This window comes from Bhargavaea cecembensis (assembly GCF_001619585.1).
GTDB classification, from domain to species: Bacteria; Bacillota; Bacilli; order Bacillales_A; family Planococcaceae; genus Bhargavaea; species Bhargavaea cecembensis_A.
The window spans coordinates 60,256-74,117 of record NZ_LQNT01000010.1; the positions used below are offsets into that span (position 1 = coordinate 60,256).

Sequence of the window (13,862 nt, forward strand, 5' to 3'; positions counted from 1 at the left end):
TGTATGGTCAGGCATAGGGTGCTGCCGGTTATGCGCGCGTGTGATCTTCAGGCGGGATGTCCGCATGAATGCACCGGTTCAGATTCCGGATAGGCGGCGCTTCCCTGCATTTTCCTCGTGATGTTTCATGCGGAGGGGGAGTGTCTGGAGTCCGCGGAATATCTGCTTTGATTCGGAAGCGGAAAGAGCCGCTCCTGCAGCATGATGGTGTGCGGCAAGGTTCTTGCAGAGTGCCTCACCTTTTGCGGCGACCAACCCGGCCTGCACGTCATGATTCCCGGCAAGGTAATGGGTTTCGCTATGGATGACGATGTCGGCACCCAGCGCAATCGGCTTCCGGGTGATTGGTGTATAGCGCGTATGATCAACGATGAGGAGAAGGCTGTACTTTTTGGCGATCCGGGCATAGCCTTCAATATCGGCCTCCTCCGAAAACGGACGCGGCAGCGATTCAAGATAAATGGCTTTTGTTGTGTCTGTCACCGCACACTCGACTTCCCCGGGTTTGCCGAATGGCAGGTAGTCGACCGGGATCCCATGCTGCTTACGGTAATACTCAAACAACCGGCGTGTATCGGCCTGCAGATCTTCCGGAGCGATGAGACCTTCACCAGGACGGAAAAGGGACATCACGGTGGCAATCGCCGCCCTGCCCGTATTGCAGGCAAACGCGGCGTCCGCCTCTTCAAGAGAAGTGACGGCTTTCTCAAGGAGGGAGCGGGCAGACGGGCCGGCTGCAGGTGTTCGGTTCCCTGGCAGGGAAAGCATGGTGGCCACATGACTATTCGACATGTCAGACATCCTTTCATTCAAGTTTGGAAGAGCATACGAAAAAGGACCCTCTCGAAAATAAGAAGAGGGTCCTGATCAAGTCAGGGTATCTTCTTATCTTCCGGATCCTCTCGGAATCCGCTGGAAGTAGCACCTGTGCCACAGGGCAGGTTGCTGAGACATCAAAGGGCCAGTCCCTCCGTCTCTCTGGATAAGAATAATTCGATTCAATTGTTTGAAAAATGATTGCTTTCACTTTACCACTGAACCCTGCAGGCCGCAAGCCCTTATGAGAACTGAAAAAAATGGTTCAGACTCCGGTGAGCAACTTCAAGGATAGACCATTCCGCTTCGTGTATCATATCTGTGGATGAGCCGGAGTCGAATCCGGCAATACAGAATTTCTGAAGGAGTGTATCGTCCATGCCGATCAAAGTAAAAGCGATTATCGGGAGCACCAGCTCCACATCTTTTAACCTGAAAGTCGTAGAATCCATGCGCAGCCGCTATGCGGACCGCCTGGAAATCACGCCGGTTTTCATCAATGCTCTTGAGCCTTTCGCCATACACATTGAAAACAGTCCGTCTGAAGACGTCCTCGACTTCAAGAAAGACGTGGCTGATTCCGACGCGGTCCTCTTTGCCGTACCGGAATACAACTTCTCCATCCCTGGCCAGCTGAAAAACGCCATCGACTGGATGAGCCGCGGCGAACTCGTGCTGAACAATAAGCCGACATTCATCGTCGGTGCGTCGATGGGCGCGCTCGGCTCTGTCCGTGCCCAGCAGCACCTGCGTGAGATCCTGTCAAACCCGAACCTCGCTCCGGCTCTGCTCCCTCAGAACGAAGTGTACATCGGTTCCGTCCACGAGAAATTGGACGAAGCGGGCAACCTGACAGACGAAGCGACCCTCGCATTCCTCGACCTCGTCGTCGACAACTTCATCAAGTTCTACGAGAAGGAAAAAGCAGCTGCAGCTGCTAACTGACCGAACCGCCCATCCGGCATTGCCGGATGGGCTCTTTTAATGGAGCATTGCCGGTCTGATTGCCTAAGCGCACTTGCGGGTAGACTCCAATAGAGAGGACAAACGGAAGGAGAGATTCCCATGAGCGGAGAGGACAAGAAAAATCGGGCCGGCGAGTCAGAGAAGCAGGCACTCGGTCCGGACGGAAAAAATGACTTTACCGGCATGCCGAATCACGAGATGCCCGACCTAGAGCCTGACCAGAGTCCGGAGGGCCAGGTCGAGCAGGTGAAAAATAGTACAAAGCGGGACAAGGACGGGGAATAAACCCATTCCGGATCCCGAAATAGGGGGTAAACTCCCATGGGCCGCACGGCGATTGACACCGTGCGGCCTTTTCGCATGCGCAAAACGGGCGAAAACACTGCAGGGCGCCGGTAGATTCGCCCGAGCTGGGGCTCACTCCCTGAATACATTGATAGAGCAAGGTGAAAGACCTTGTAGAAAAGAGTGGAGGAGGTGAGAAACATGGACTATAAAGAAAAGAAAAACATCATGAAGAAAGAGATGCCAGAGGTTCTCCGCGGCATCGATGCTGAAATCGCCGAAGCAAAGAAAAAAGGGGATGTCAGGGGGATGAAAAAGCTCCAGAAGCTCCGGAGCCAGATGCTTCAGACGAGCGGGTTCAACTTCAACCGTCTGGTATTTGACCTCGCGACGCTCGAACTGCCGGCGCTTTCCGTAGACACCGAAGGACTTCCTCCGGTCAAGGTGATCCGGAACCAGGCATTCCTGATCTGCTGCGATGAGCCGGTGGTCGGTACGGACACTGGGGCATATGGAAAACCGATGTACGATCCTTGCGGCGGCTGCGGTTCTTCTTACACGGATGGTTCCCCTACGGTGGCCGGTTTCATCAACTGGTACCTGAAGGTATGCCTCGACACGACTTTCCGCTTCTTCTTTGAGCCTTGCGTGGGTGATGAGAGGCTCCCGTTCACGGTGACCGGTACGACCTGTGTCAACCAGGAGCTTTGCCCGGGCGCTAACGGTGCACAAGTCTGCCCGGACCCGGAAGATCTCTGCGACGTCATCTCCATTGCGATCCTCATTAATCTTAATGAGGTGGACAATAAGGCGATTGCCACGTACCTGATCGTTCACATTCTGCCGGACTGTGAAGAAGCGAACTGAGGCCTGTGATTCAATCTCCGGAAGAACGGAGGAGCCATCCCGAAAAGGGGGGCTCCTTTTTTGTTTTAACGCAAAGTACCTCGCCATAAAGCAACGTCCCGGCTCCATAAGGCAACATCTCATCACAAGAACGCAACGTTCGACACAATGACCCAAAACCATTGGTCAACCGCCGCAATCCGCCCATGGTTGTGTCGGGTTGTGGCAGGGTATATTCATGTTAATGTATAGTTAGTGTAAATTCTGAACGTGGAAGAAGGGATGCTTGTGTCGAGGAATTACGCAGACGACAGTCTGATGCTTCATACCGACTTGTATCAGATCAATATGGCCGAGACGTACTGGGCGGACGGAGTGCACGAGCGGCGGGCGGTGTTCGATCTGTATTTCCGCAAGCTGCCGTTCGGCAACGGGTATGCGGTGTTTGCCGGGCTGGAACGGGTATTGGAATACTTGAAGGGGTTCCGCTTCACGGAAAGCGACCTGGCTTATCTTCGTGACGAAGCGGGGTACCAGGATGATTTCCTGTCGTATCTGGCCGATCTCCGGTTCACCGGTGATGTGTATTCAATGGTCGAAGGGGAGCTCGTCTTCGGCAATGAGCCGATCATCCGGGTCGAGGCACCGCTCATCCAGGCCCAGCTTGTTGAGACGGCTCTTCTCAATATCGTGAACTACCAGACGCTCATCGCGACAAAGGCGAGCCGCATCAAGCAGGTCGTGAAAGACGATGTCGTCATGGAGTTTGGCTCACGCCGCGCCCAGGAGATGGATGCCGCCATCTGGGGTGCCCGCGCCGCCGTGATCGGTGGGGTCGAGGCGACGAGCAATGTCCGGGCGGGCAAGCTGTTCGGCATTCCGGTCGCCGGGACGCATGCCCACTCGATGGTCCAGGCGTACGAGAGCGAATACGAGGCGTTCCATGCGTATGCACGCCGGCACAAGGATTGTGTGTTCCTTGTCGATACGTACGACACGCTGAAGATCGGCGTTCCGACAGCCATCCGGGTGGCCAGGGAACTCGGTGACAAAATCAACTTTATCGGCATCCGTCTCGACAGCGGCGACATCGCCTACCTGTCGAAGGAGTCCCGCCGCATGCTGGATGAGGCCGGATTCCCGGATGCGAAGATTATTGTTTCCAATGATCTTGACGAGTACACGATCATGAACCTGCAGATGCAGGGGGCGAAGGTTGACCAGTGGGGGATCGGCACGAAGCTGATCACCGCTTATGACCAGCCTGCTCTCGGTGCGGTGTACAAACTGGTTGCCATCGAGAACGGCGAAGGTGTGATGGAGGACCGCATCAAGATCTCCTCGACTGCCGAAAAGGTGACGACGCCGGGCGTCAAGAAAGTATACCGGATCATCGACCTGGAAAACGGCAAAGCCGAGGGCGATTACATCACCATGTGGGACGAAAAGCCTGAAGAAGAAGAGCGCATTAAGATGTTCCACCCGGTTCATACCTTCATTTCGAAATTCGTCACCAACTTCAAAGCCATAAACCTGCACCAGCAGGTTGTCCGTGAAGGAGAGATCATCTTTGATCTCCCGGAACTTCCGGAGATTGCTGCCTTCGCCCAAGACCAGCTCGGCCTGCTTTGGGACGAGTACAAGCGCTCGCTCAACCCGGAAGAATACCCCGTAGACCTCAGCCAGAAGTGCTGGGACAACAAGATGCGGAACATCCACGAGGTCCAGGACCGCATCCGGGAATTTCAGACAAACGGAGCGAAAAGCTGACCCCTACCTGAGATAAAGGAGGAAGACGCATCATGACACTGCAGGAAGAGATTATCCGAGAACTGAAAGTGAAGCCTGAGATTGATCCGCGTGAGGAGATCCGCGTGTCGATTGATTTCATGAAGGACTATGCGCGGGCCCATCCGTTTCTGGAAGGGTTCGTGCTCGGCATCTCGGGCGGGCAGGACTCGACGCTCGCCGGCAAGCTTGCCCAGATGGCCGTGGACGAGCTGAACGAGGAGGAAAACACGGACCGTTACAAGTTCCACGCGATCCGCCTCCCATACGGCAAGCAGTTTGATGAAACGGACGTCGATGACGCGATGGCGTTCATCTCACCGTCCGAATCATACCGGATTGACATCAAGCCGGCGGTCGACGCAAGTGCTGCGGCATTGGCCGAAGCGGGTGTGCCCCTGTCCGATTACGTGAAGGGGAACGAGAAGGCGCGCGAGCGGATGAAAGCCCAGTTTGCCATTGCCGCGATGAAGAAATCGGTCGTCATCGGCACCGACCACGGAGCGGAGGCGATCACCGGCTTCTATACAAAGTTCGGTGACGGCGCGGCCGACATCGTGCCGCTTTTCCGCCTGAACAAGCGGCAGGGCCGGGCGATGCTGAAGGAGCTCGGCTGCCCTGAGCATCTCTACAACAAGGTCCCGACTGCCGATCTCGAGGAGGACCGTCCGGCCATTCCGGACGAAGTCGCCCTCGGCCTGACCTATGATGACATCGACAATTACCTGGAAGGCAGGGAAATCTCGCCGGATGCACAGGCAAAACTGGAAAACTACTACATGAATTCCCGCCACAAGCGCCATCTGCCGATCACGGTATATGATGATTTCTGGAGAAACTGAAAATCTGATCAACCCGCCGGGCTGGATGCCGGCGGGTTTATTTAATGATGGGGAACATCTCTGCCCCGATTATTCCGAACTCACCATTCGGCAGTCCGGTATCGTCATTCAGTCTTTTAATCTCGTCATTCTGCCGGTCGGTCTCGTCATTCAGGTCCCCAGTTTCATCATTCGGCCGTCCAGTCTCGCCATTCGCCCCTGACGCAACACCCATTCTCCTGCTACGTCCCCCGCCAATCACATCTCCTCCTTTGGAACCCCCTCAGATTGACCCATGACCGGCCATCCACTAAACTGAAATCATACTATTAAATTTCCAGCAGACCGGCCGGGAAACCGGATAGAGACAGGGGGAACCCGATTGTGGAGGAACACCGTAAACTGCTTAAAGTCATTGAAAATATTGAAGAAGTGATGATCGGAAAACGGGACGTTGCAGAACTGAGCGTGGTCGCTCTTCTTGCAGGCGGGCATGTGCTGCTAGAAGACGTGCCGGGCGTCGGGAAGACGATGATGGTGAGGGCGCTGGCGCGGTCCGTCGGGGCGGATTTCAAGCGGATCCAGTTTACCCCGGACCTGCTTCCGTCGGATGTGATCGGCGTCTCGATCTACAATCCGAAAGAGATGGAGTTCCAGTTCCGACCGGGCCCCATCATGGGGAACATCGTACTCGCCGATGAAATCAACCGCACCTCTCCCAAAACGCAGTCTGCCCTCCTGGAAGGGATGGAAGAAGCTTCCGTGACGGTGGATGGCCGGACGCTGGCGCTGCCGGATCCGTTTTTCGTCATGGCGACACAGAACCCGATTGAACATGAAGGCACCTACCCCCTTCCGGAGGCGCAGCTTGACCGGTTCCTCCTGAAAGTGAAGATGGGCTACCCGGGACGCCAGGATGAAGTGGAAGTGCTGCGCCGCGCGGAAAAGCAGCCGCCAATCGACCGGATCGAGCCGGTCATTTCGCTGGATGAACTGAGGGACATCCGCATTCGTGCTGCTGAAGTGACAGTGGATGACACCGTAAAGGGCTATATCGTCGATCTTGCCGAAAGCACACGGAAAAGTCCGGACATCCGGCTCGGTGTAAGCCCGCGGGGATCGATTGCGCTGATGCGTGCGGCGCGTGCGCTCGCTTTCCTGAAAGGGCGCGATTATGTATTGCCGGATGACGTCCAGCATCTGGCGCCATATGTGTTCAGCCACAGGATGATCCTCCAGCCGGAAGTCCGCTATGAGGGGATCGACTCAGAAGAATTGGTGGAGCGCATCGTCACGAGAACGAAGGTCCCGGTCCGGAGAGCCGGTACGCGATGAAGCTGTTTCTCCGCAAGGCAGGACCGCTGCTCCGCCTCATCGGAATTGCCGCCGTCCTGGCCGGAGCATTTGCGTACGCCCAGTTCCAGGGTGGCGCAGTCAGCTGGACGGTCTTTTATATGGTGCTGCCGTTCAGCCTGTACGGAATCTTTCTGTATGTTTATCCGCTGCGGGCTGTTACTGCGGAGAGGGAAGTGGACCGCAGGGAGCTCCAGCATGGAAGCCCCCTGAGGTCAACTGTCCGCCTCGGGAGGCGGTTTATGTTTCCGCTTCTCTACATCTCCATGAAAGAGGTCGCGGGAAGTGCGGCACAGATCCGGATGCCCTCGACCCTGTTTATCTGGGGATTCCGGAGGCGGAAGGAATGGTCGTATGAAACCGAACCGCTAAAGCGAGGGGAGCATGTGCTGGAAGGGATTGAGATCGAAGCGGCAGACTTTTTCGGCTGGATGCGGAAGAGCCGGTTCATCCCGCTCCGCCAGACCATCACCGTCCTTCCGAAGGTGACCGACATGCGGGAGGTGCCGTCCGATGCATCCGAAGAGCGGGGCAGCGCGGCGGCATCTTTTACAGCCGTGAGGGAATCGTCAGTCGCCACGGGGATCCGTGACTACCAGCCGGGGGACCGGCTGTCGCGGATTCACTGGCCGGCATTCGCAAGGACGGGAGAGCTTCATTCGAAAGGGCTTGAGGACAGGCGTGCACAGGATTTGCTGCTCGTCCTGGATGGCTCCCCGTCCCCGCAGTTCGAGGAGCAGGTCGGATTTGCGGCGTCCATCCTGAAAAAGTCGGTTGAAACGCGGTCTGCGGCGGGATTCCTGAGCCTCGGCGAGTCGGGTATGGCGATCCCCCGTGTGGAAGGGCCGGATAGCCTGAGGACGGCGATGCTTCATCTGGCGCGGTTCAATCCATCTGCCGAAGGGGGACAACTTCCGCCGGCGGGCAGCCGTTCGCTTGCTGCGGCCCGTACGATGACCGTCATCACGGGCCCGCTTACGGAGGCATGGATCAACGCATTTCTCCGGGAAGCCCGGCAGGCATCGGGCGGCATCCTCTTTTCCGTCCTCGGTAAAGGCGAGCACCCTGGCCGCGCTGCTCTTGAAGCCGCACGGATAGCCATTGCCGCCGGATTCGACGTCCGGTTTGTCACGGAACGGGAATTCGGGGATCCGGAAAGGGGAGGTGTGCGCAGATGAGCCAAAAAGCGGTCGACCGGATGTTTCTTGGCCTGATCTATGTTCTGGTGGTCCTCCTTGTCAGGGAGTGGCTTCTGCCGATCATCGAACTGACCGGGACGGGCCACCTGGCGCTCTTTGTGATCTTTGTCGGCCTCTGCTTTGCTTTTCCGCTTTTCGGGGTGCCCTGGTGGATTTCGGGACCGGTGAAGGTGATCTATGCGGTCTGGTTTGTCGCCCATGCCCATATGGAAGGACCTGCGACGCCTGTTGCGATGGTGTCCTTTTTCCTCGGGGATCTGCTTAAGAATGCCGGGCTCCTCGTCACGGGAGAGCTCGGACGCATCACCGACCCATTCCGGACGGTGCTGTTTTTGGCGCTTCTCTGGATGGCGGCCTATCTGATCCAGTATTGGATCAATCTGAAGATGTCGGTCCTCATTTTCTACGGGATGACGGTGATTTTCATCACCGTGCTGGACACCTTCAGCCCGTACAGCGCGGATGCGGCAATTCTGCGGGTCCTTGTGATCGGGTTCCTGCTGCTTGGGCTCACTTTCCTCGCCAAGCTTGCGGACGGACAGAGAAAGAGCCCGGCCTTGCCGGCTTTCCTTCTCATGACGATCCCGCTGCTTGTGCTGATCACGGCGGCGGGCGCGGTGAGCCAGTTCCTGCCGAAGTCCGAGCCCGCCTGGCCGGACCCGGTGCCGTTCATCAAGTCGTTTGCCGAAGGGGCGGGCGACGGGATCGGGCGTGAGGCCGGGAAGATCGGCTACGGCGAAGACGATTCGGCGCTCGGCGGACCGTTTATCGGCGATGATACAGTCGTCTTCGAGGCAACGGCCGAGCGGGGGCAGTACTGGAAGGTCGAGACGAAAGACACCTACACATCGCGCGGCTGGGTCCATTCCTCCGAGGAGCAGGAACTGCTCCCGGTCGGCGAGGGGCGGCCGATCGACGAGCCGCTTCTGGCCGGGACAACCCGTGGCGAGGATACGGCAACACTCTCAATGAAGCTCGACTTTGAATTCATCGTCCGGCCGTACGGTGCAATTTCGCCCTCCGGACCTGAGGGAACCGAGTTCCTCCAAGAGGCCGGAACAGAAAAGGTCATCCCGTTCGTGAACAATGCACCCGCTGTACTCGATGCGTACAGCGTCACCTATGAGGAGCCGGCGTACAGCCTGACCGCTCTTCGAGGCACGACGCCCGACACGTTGCCGCAGGGGGAGTTCGCTCCGTATCTCCAACTGCCGGACGGCTTGCCGCAGCGCGTCCATGACCTGGCGCTTGAAATCACGGGCAGGGAAGAGACGCTATACGGGAAAGCCCGTGCTGTTGAGCAGTATTTCCGGCAGAACGGTTTCGTTTACGACCAGACCAATGTTGCTTCTCCCGGAGCCGGCGAGGATTTCACCGATCATTTCCTCTTCGAGACGAAACGCGGCTACTGTGACCACTTCTCGACATCGATGGTCGTCCTTCTCCGCTCGGCCGGCGTGCCGGCCCGCTGGGTCAAGGGGTTCAACGAAGGTGAGGAGATCGGCCGCAGTGATGCAGGCCGCCAGTTCGAAGTGACCAATAACAACGCCCACTCCTGGGTGGAAGCGTACATGCCGGGTGTCGGCTGGATGCCATTCGAGCCGACGATCGGCTTCGACGGTGCAGGCGGCATCGACTACGACCTGGATCTGGAAGAAATGACGGAAGAAGAAACGCAGGAGATGGAAGAATCGGCCGAGCCGGAGGAGACAAAAGAGGAAGAAACGCCGGCTGCAGCAAAAGGCGACAGTTTCTGGAAATCCCTCGGAGACCTGATCTCGAAAAACAGCCGCGCAATCTACACCGTGCTCGCCGTTCTCGCGGCGGCAGCGCTTGCCGCCTTCATGCTGCGGGACAAGTGGCTGCCGAGGGTGATGGTGGCGCGGTTCCGGAAGCGGTCGCTTGACCGCGAAAGTTTTGAGCGGGCATATGCCCGGCTGCTCGGAAGGCTCCGGCGCTACGGCCTTCCGAAGGAGGATGGCAAAACGCTGTCCGCCTACGCCCGCGAAGTGGATGCGCACTTTGGCGGCGCCGACATGAGGCGGCTGACCGAGGCGTACGAAGCGGTCGTTTACGGCGGCCGTGACACCATCCGGGAGGAACCGGCCGTACGGGAAAGTTGGGAAAATTTAATCAACAGGACCATCAGTTGATTTTCGGGGCGGCAAGGGGTAAACTGACTAAAAATCGGATAGACCGGGTCGCCCTCATATAAGTCCGGAAATATGGTCCGGATGTCTCTACCAGGCCGCCGTAAATGGCCTGTCTATGAAGGCGGATGCTATACGTGCGTGCACGGGGCATCCGCTTTTTGGATGGAGATGAGAACGCGCGGAAGCTTTTTCTGCGCGTTTTTATTTTGACCCGGTCCGACAGGAAAAGGTGGAATACACGTGTCTGCAGAATCCCTCTTGCTGGAACAGGAAAAGATCGTCGTCCTCGATTTCGGCAGCCAGTACAACCAGCTCATCACCCGCCGCATCCGTGAGTTTGGGGTCTACTCCGAGCTTCACCCGCACACCGTTACCGCAGAAGACATCAAAGGGATGAATGCGGCCGGCATCATCTTCTCCGGAGGCCCGAACTCGGTATACGGCGAGACGGCCTTTACCGTCGACCCGGCCATCTTCGACCTCGGCATCCCGGTGCTCGGGATCTGCTACGGCATGCAGCTCATGGCCCATCACTTCGGCGGAAAGGTTGAAAGATCATCCCGCCGTGAGTACGGCAAAGCGGAAATGAACGTCAAAGAAGGTGCGAGCCTGTTCACTGACCAGCCGTCCGACCAGGTGGTTTGGATGAGCCATGGCGACCATGTCACGGCGGTTCCGGAAGGCTTCACGACGGTCGCGACCAGCCCGAGCTGTGCGATTGCCGCGATGGAAAACCCGTCCCTCGGCATGTACGCGGTCCAGTACCACCCTGAAGTCCGCCACTCCGTCAACGGAAACGACCTGCTCCGCCACTTTGTGTTCGGCATCTGCAAAGCGGAAGGCGGCTGGACGATCGGCAACTTCATCGAACTGGAGATCGAGAAGATCCGCCAGGAAGTCGGTGACAAGCAGGTGCTCTGCGCACTAAGCGGCGGGGTGGATTCCTCCGTTGTCGCGGCCCTCATCCACCGTGCGATCGGCGATCAGCTGACATGCATGTTTGTGGACCATGGCCTGCTGCGTAAAGGCGAGGCGGACAGCGTCATGGATACGTTCGTCGGCAAGTTCGACATGAAAGTGATCAAGATCGATGCGCAGGAACGCTTCCTTTCGAAGCTGGCAGGCGTATCGGATCCGGAGAAAAAACGGAAGATCATCGGCAACGAGTTCATCTATGTGTTTGACGAGGAAGCAGCCAAGCTGAAGGATATGGACTTCCTGGCACAGGGCACGCTCTACACAGACATTATTGAATCCGGCACAGCGACCGCACAGACAATCAAGTCGCACCATAACGTCGGCGGCCTGCCGGAAGACATGACGTTCAAGCTCATCGAGCCGCTGAACACGCTCTTCAAGGATGAAGTGCGGGCACTCGGCTCAGAACTCGGCCTTCCGGATGAAATCGTCTGGCGCCAGCCGTTCCCGGGACCGGGCCTCGGCATCCGGGTCTTGGGCGAAATCACAGAAGAAAAGCTTGAAATCGTTCGTGAATCCGACTTTATCCTTCGCGAGGAGATCGCGAAAGCCGGCCTCGAGCGTGACATCTGGCAGTATTTCACCGTGCTTCCGGACATCCGCAGCGTCGGCGTCATGGGTGACGAGCGCACGTACGACTACGCGATCGGCATCCGCGCCGTCACATCGATTGACGGCATGACATCCGACTGGGCGCGCATCCCATGGGACGTGCTCGAGAAGATCAGCACGCGCCTCGTAAACGAAGTGGACCACATCAACCGCGTCCTCTACGACGTCACGAGCAAGCCGCCTGCAACGATTGAGTGGGAATAACAAAAGCGGAGAGCGGCTGGTAGAGGCGACAGGCACAAGACGGTCTTCGTCGAGAGGCCTGCCCCGCAGAGAAGAACGGCTTGTGACCCCGAGCCTCTGCCGCTCGCAGCTGGTGAAAGAATAATCTAAAAACGAACATTACCCTGTTAATATTGGGTAATGTTCGTTTTTCTCTTGCGCTTCTATTATTATTCCGCTATACTCTTCTTATCATCAAACTTAATTTTACCCGTCGTATAATACCGGAGATAGGGTCCGGAAGTTTCTACCGAGCCGCCGTAAATGGCTCGACTACGATCGGGGGCGTGCTTATTTGCATTTTCTGCATTTGGCGCGCCTCCTTTCCGGTAGGGCATGCGACAGATCGTTGCATGCCCTTTTCCTGTTTTCGGTAAGGCGGTCAAAATAGGAGGCACTCATGAAAAACTTTTTCAATTTCGATGAACTCGGCACGAACTATCGCCGCGAGATCATCGGCGGCCTGACGACGTTCCTGTCGATGGCGTACATCCTTGTCGTCAACCCGCTTACGCTGTCGCTCGAGTCCGTTCCGGACCTTCCGGCGGATATGCGCATGGATGCGGGAGCGGTCTTTGTTGCCACCGCACTCGCGGCCGCCGTCGGTTCTCTCTTTATGGGACTCATCGCCAAATATCCGATCGGCCTGGCGCCGGGGATGGGCCTGAATGCGTTCTTCGCCTATACGGTCATCCTCACGTACGGCATTCCTTGGCAGACGGCGCTCACAGGCGTTCTGTTCTCCGGAATCATCTTCATCATCCTGTCACTGACGGGGTTGCGGGAAATGATCATCAATGCCATCCCGTCTCAGCTAAAGTTTGCGGTCGGGGCGGGGATCGGATTATTTATTGCCTTCCTTGGTTTCCAGAATGCCGGCATCATCGCAAACAATGATGCCACACTCACCGGCATCGGCGACCTGTCGCAGCCGACAACACTTCTGGCTATTTTCGGTTTGATTCTGACCGTCGGGCTCATGGTGCTGAATGTGAAGGGCGCCATCTTCTTCGGGATGCTGATCACTGCGGTTGTCGGCATGATTTTCAAGGTTGTTCCGCTCCCTGATGGTGTTGTCGGATCCATCCCGGATGTGAGCCCGACATTCGGTGCCGCGTTCCAGCCGCTCATGAACGATCCGGCTTCACTCATGACAATCCAGTTCCTCGTCGTCGTCCTGACGTTCCTGTTCGTCGACTTCTTTGATACGGCAGGCACCCTGATTGCCGTCGCACAGAAGGCCGGACTCATGAAGGGCGATAAGCTGCCGCGTGCCGGCAAGGCGCTTCTTGCGGATTCTCTCGCAACGGTAACCGGTGCGATCTTCGGTACATCGACAACGACTTCTTATGTTGAGTCGACTGCGGGGGTTGCGGCTGGTGCCAGGACTGGGTTCGCAGCCGTTGTCACCGGTGTCCTGTTCCTGGTCTCGCTCTTGTTCTATCCGCTCCTGTCGGTCATCACATCGGCCGTTACGGCACCTGCACTCATAATCGTCGGCGTGCTGATGGTATCGGCACTCGGCCATATCGAGTGGAACCGGTTTGAAATCGCCGTTCCGGCATTTCTCACGGTGATCATGATGCCGCTCGGCTATTCGATCGCAACGGGGATCGCCGTCGGGTTCATCTTCTACCCGATCACGATGATCCTCGCGGGCCGCCGCAAGGAGATCCATCCGATCATGTACGGTCTGTTCCTCATATTTGTTGCGTATTTCGTGTTTGTACAGGGTAGATGATAATAAGCCGCTCCTTCCGTCGTGATGGCGGAGGAGCGTTTTTTGTTTCGTACTCTTGTCCGTGCCGGACAGTTCCGATAAG

General features: G+C 57.2%; 12 protein-coding genes and 3 riboswitches. Of the genes, 10 read left to right on the top strand and 2 right to left on the bottom strand.

Features of this window, described 5'->3' with window-relative positions; translation table 11 throughout:
* Positions 1–78: 78 nt before the first annotated feature.
* A complete protein-coding gene (locus AV656_RS09745; protein ID WP_063181428.1) occupies positions 79–792 on the bottom strand; it encodes a PLP-dependent transferase in 714 nt (237 codons plus the stop codon).
* Positions 793–882: 90 nt separating this feature from the next.
* A riboswitch (SAM riboswitch) is annotated at positions 883–989 on the bottom strand.
* A gap of 205 nt (positions 990–1,194) precedes the next feature.
* Here AV656_RS09745 and AV656_RS09750 point away from each other — a divergent pair.
* From AV656_RS09750 to nadE, 5 genes are all read left to right on the top strand, one after another.
* Positions 1,195–1,761 carry an NADPH-dependent FMN reductase gene (locus AV656_RS09750; RefSeq protein WP_082818698.1) on the top strand — a complete coding sequence of 189 codons (567 nt, stop codon included), beginning with the start codon at positions 1,195–1,197 and terminating at the stop codon, positions 1,759–1,761.
* 120 nt (positions 1,762–1,881) lie between these two features.
* Positions 1,882–2,067 (top strand): hypothetical protein, encoded by a 186-nt coding sequence (locus AV656_RS09755; protein WP_063181430.1) that lies wholly within the window; start codon positions 1,882–1,884, stop codon positions 2,065–2,067.
* 201 nt (positions 2,068–2,268) lie between these two features.
* Positions 2,269–2,934 (top strand): hypothetical protein, encoded by a 666-nt coding sequence (locus tag AV656_RS09760; protein WP_063181431.1) that lies wholly within the window; start codon positions 2,269–2,271, stop codon positions 2,932–2,934.
* A 267-nt stretch (positions 2,935–3,201) separates the two neighbouring features.
* On the top strand, positions 3,202–4,683 hold the full coding sequence (locus AV656_RS09765; RefSeq protein ID WP_063181725.1) for a nicotinate phosphoribosyltransferase: 1,482 nt from the start codon (positions 3,202–3,204) through the stop codon (positions 4,681–4,683).
* A gap of 32 nt (positions 4,684–4,715) precedes the next feature.
* On the top strand, positions 4,716–5,543 hold the full coding sequence (gene nadE, locus AV656_RS09770; protein ID WP_197462237.1) for an ammonia-dependent NAD(+) synthetase: 828 nt from the start codon (positions 4,716–4,718) through the stop codon (positions 5,541–5,543).
* Positions 5,544–5,580: 37 nt separating this feature from the next.
* Here the strand turns inward: nadE and AV656_RS16370 are convergent, their stop codons facing one another.
* Positions 5,581–5,757 (bottom strand): hypothetical protein, encoded by a 177-nt coding sequence (locus tag AV656_RS16370; protein ID WP_156484842.1) that lies wholly within the window; start codon positions 5,755–5,757, stop codon positions 5,581–5,583.
* Positions 5,758–5,906: 149 nt separating this feature from the next.
* Here AV656_RS16370 and AV656_RS09775 point away from each other — a divergent pair, with 149 nt between their 5' ends.
* The 5 genes from AV656_RS09775 (at position 5,907) to AV656_RS09795 (ending at position 13,780) form a co-directional block, all read left to right on the top strand.
* The gene (locus AV656_RS09775; protein WP_082818699.1) at positions 5,907–6,857 is read left to right on the top strand and encodes an AAA family ATPase; all 951 of its coding nucleotides are present in this window, start codon (positions 5,907–5,909) and stop codon (positions 6,855–6,857) included.
* Complete coding sequence (locus AV656_RS09780) at positions 6,854–8,053, top strand: DUF58 domain-containing protein (RefSeq protein ID WP_063181434.1); 1,200 nt, start codon at positions 6,854–6,856, stop codon at positions 8,051–8,053. The genes AV656_RS09775 and AV656_RS09780 overlap by 4 nt, the downstream gene beginning before the upstream one ends.
* Positions 8,050–10,227, top strand: a complete 2,178-nt coding sequence (locus tag AV656_RS09785) for a DUF4129 domain-containing transglutaminase family protein (RefSeq protein ID WP_063181435.1) — start codon at positions 8,050–8,052, stop codon at positions 10,225–10,227. The genes AV656_RS09780 and AV656_RS09785 overlap by 4 nt, the downstream gene beginning before the upstream one ends.
* Before the next feature lie 34 nt (positions 10,228–10,261).
* Positions 10,262–10,363, top strand: a riboswitch (purine riboswitch).
* 104 nt (positions 10,364–10,467) lie between these two features.
* Positions 10,468–12,021 carry a glutamine-hydrolyzing GMP synthase gene (guaA, locus tag AV656_RS09790; protein WP_063181436.1) on the top strand — a complete coding sequence of 518 codons (1,554 nt, stop codon included), beginning with the start codon at positions 10,468–10,470 and terminating at the stop codon, positions 12,019–12,021.
* A 212-nt stretch (positions 12,022–12,233) separates the two neighbouring features.
* Positions 12,234–12,335: riboswitch (purine riboswitch) on the top strand.
* 104 nt (positions 12,336–12,439) lie between these two features.
* The gene (locus AV656_RS09795) at positions 12,440–13,780 is read left to right on the top strand and encodes an NCS2 family permease (protein WP_063181437.1); all 1,341 of its coding nucleotides are present in this window, start codon (positions 12,440–12,442) and stop codon (positions 13,778–13,780) included.
* The last annotated feature ends 82 nt before the right edge of the window (positions 13,781–13,862 follow it).

Excerpts from the sequence above, each read along its gene's own strand:
- AV656_RS09745 (WP_063181428.1), bottom strand. The coding sequence starts at position 792 with ATGTCGAATAGTCATGTGGCCACCATGCTTTCCCTGCCAGGGAACCGA.
- AV656_RS09750 (WP_082818698.1), top strand. The coding sequence starts at position 1,195 with ATGCCGATCAAAGTAAAAGCGATTATCGGGAGCACCAGCTCCACATCT.
- AV656_RS09755 (WP_063181430.1), top strand. The coding sequence starts at position 1,882 with ATGAGCGGAGAGGACAAGAAAAATCGGGCCGGCGAGTCAGAGAAGCAG.
- AV656_RS09760 (WP_063181431.1), top strand. The coding sequence starts at position 2,269 with ATGGACTATAAAGAAAAGAAAAACATCATGAAGAAAGAGATGCCAGAG.
- nadE (WP_197462237.1), top strand. The coding sequence starts at position 4,716 with ATGACACTGCAGGAAGAGATTATCCGAGAACTGAAAGTGAAGCCTGAG.
- AV656_RS16370 (WP_156484842.1), bottom strand. The coding sequence starts at position 5,757 with ATGGGTGTTGCGTCAGGGGCGAATGGCGAGACTGGACGGCCGAATGAT.
- AV656_RS09780 (WP_063181434.1), top strand. The coding sequence starts at position 6,854 with ATGAAGCTGTTTCTCCGCAAGGCAGGACCGCTGCTCCGCCTCATCGGA.
- AV656_RS09785 (WP_063181435.1), top strand. The coding sequence starts at position 8,050 with ATGAGCCAAAAAGCGGTCGACCGGATGTTTCTTGGCCTGATCTATGTT.
- AV656_RS09795 (WP_063181437.1), top strand. The coding sequence starts at position 12,440 with ATGAAAAACTTTTTCAATTTCGATGAACTCGGCACGAACTATCGCCGC.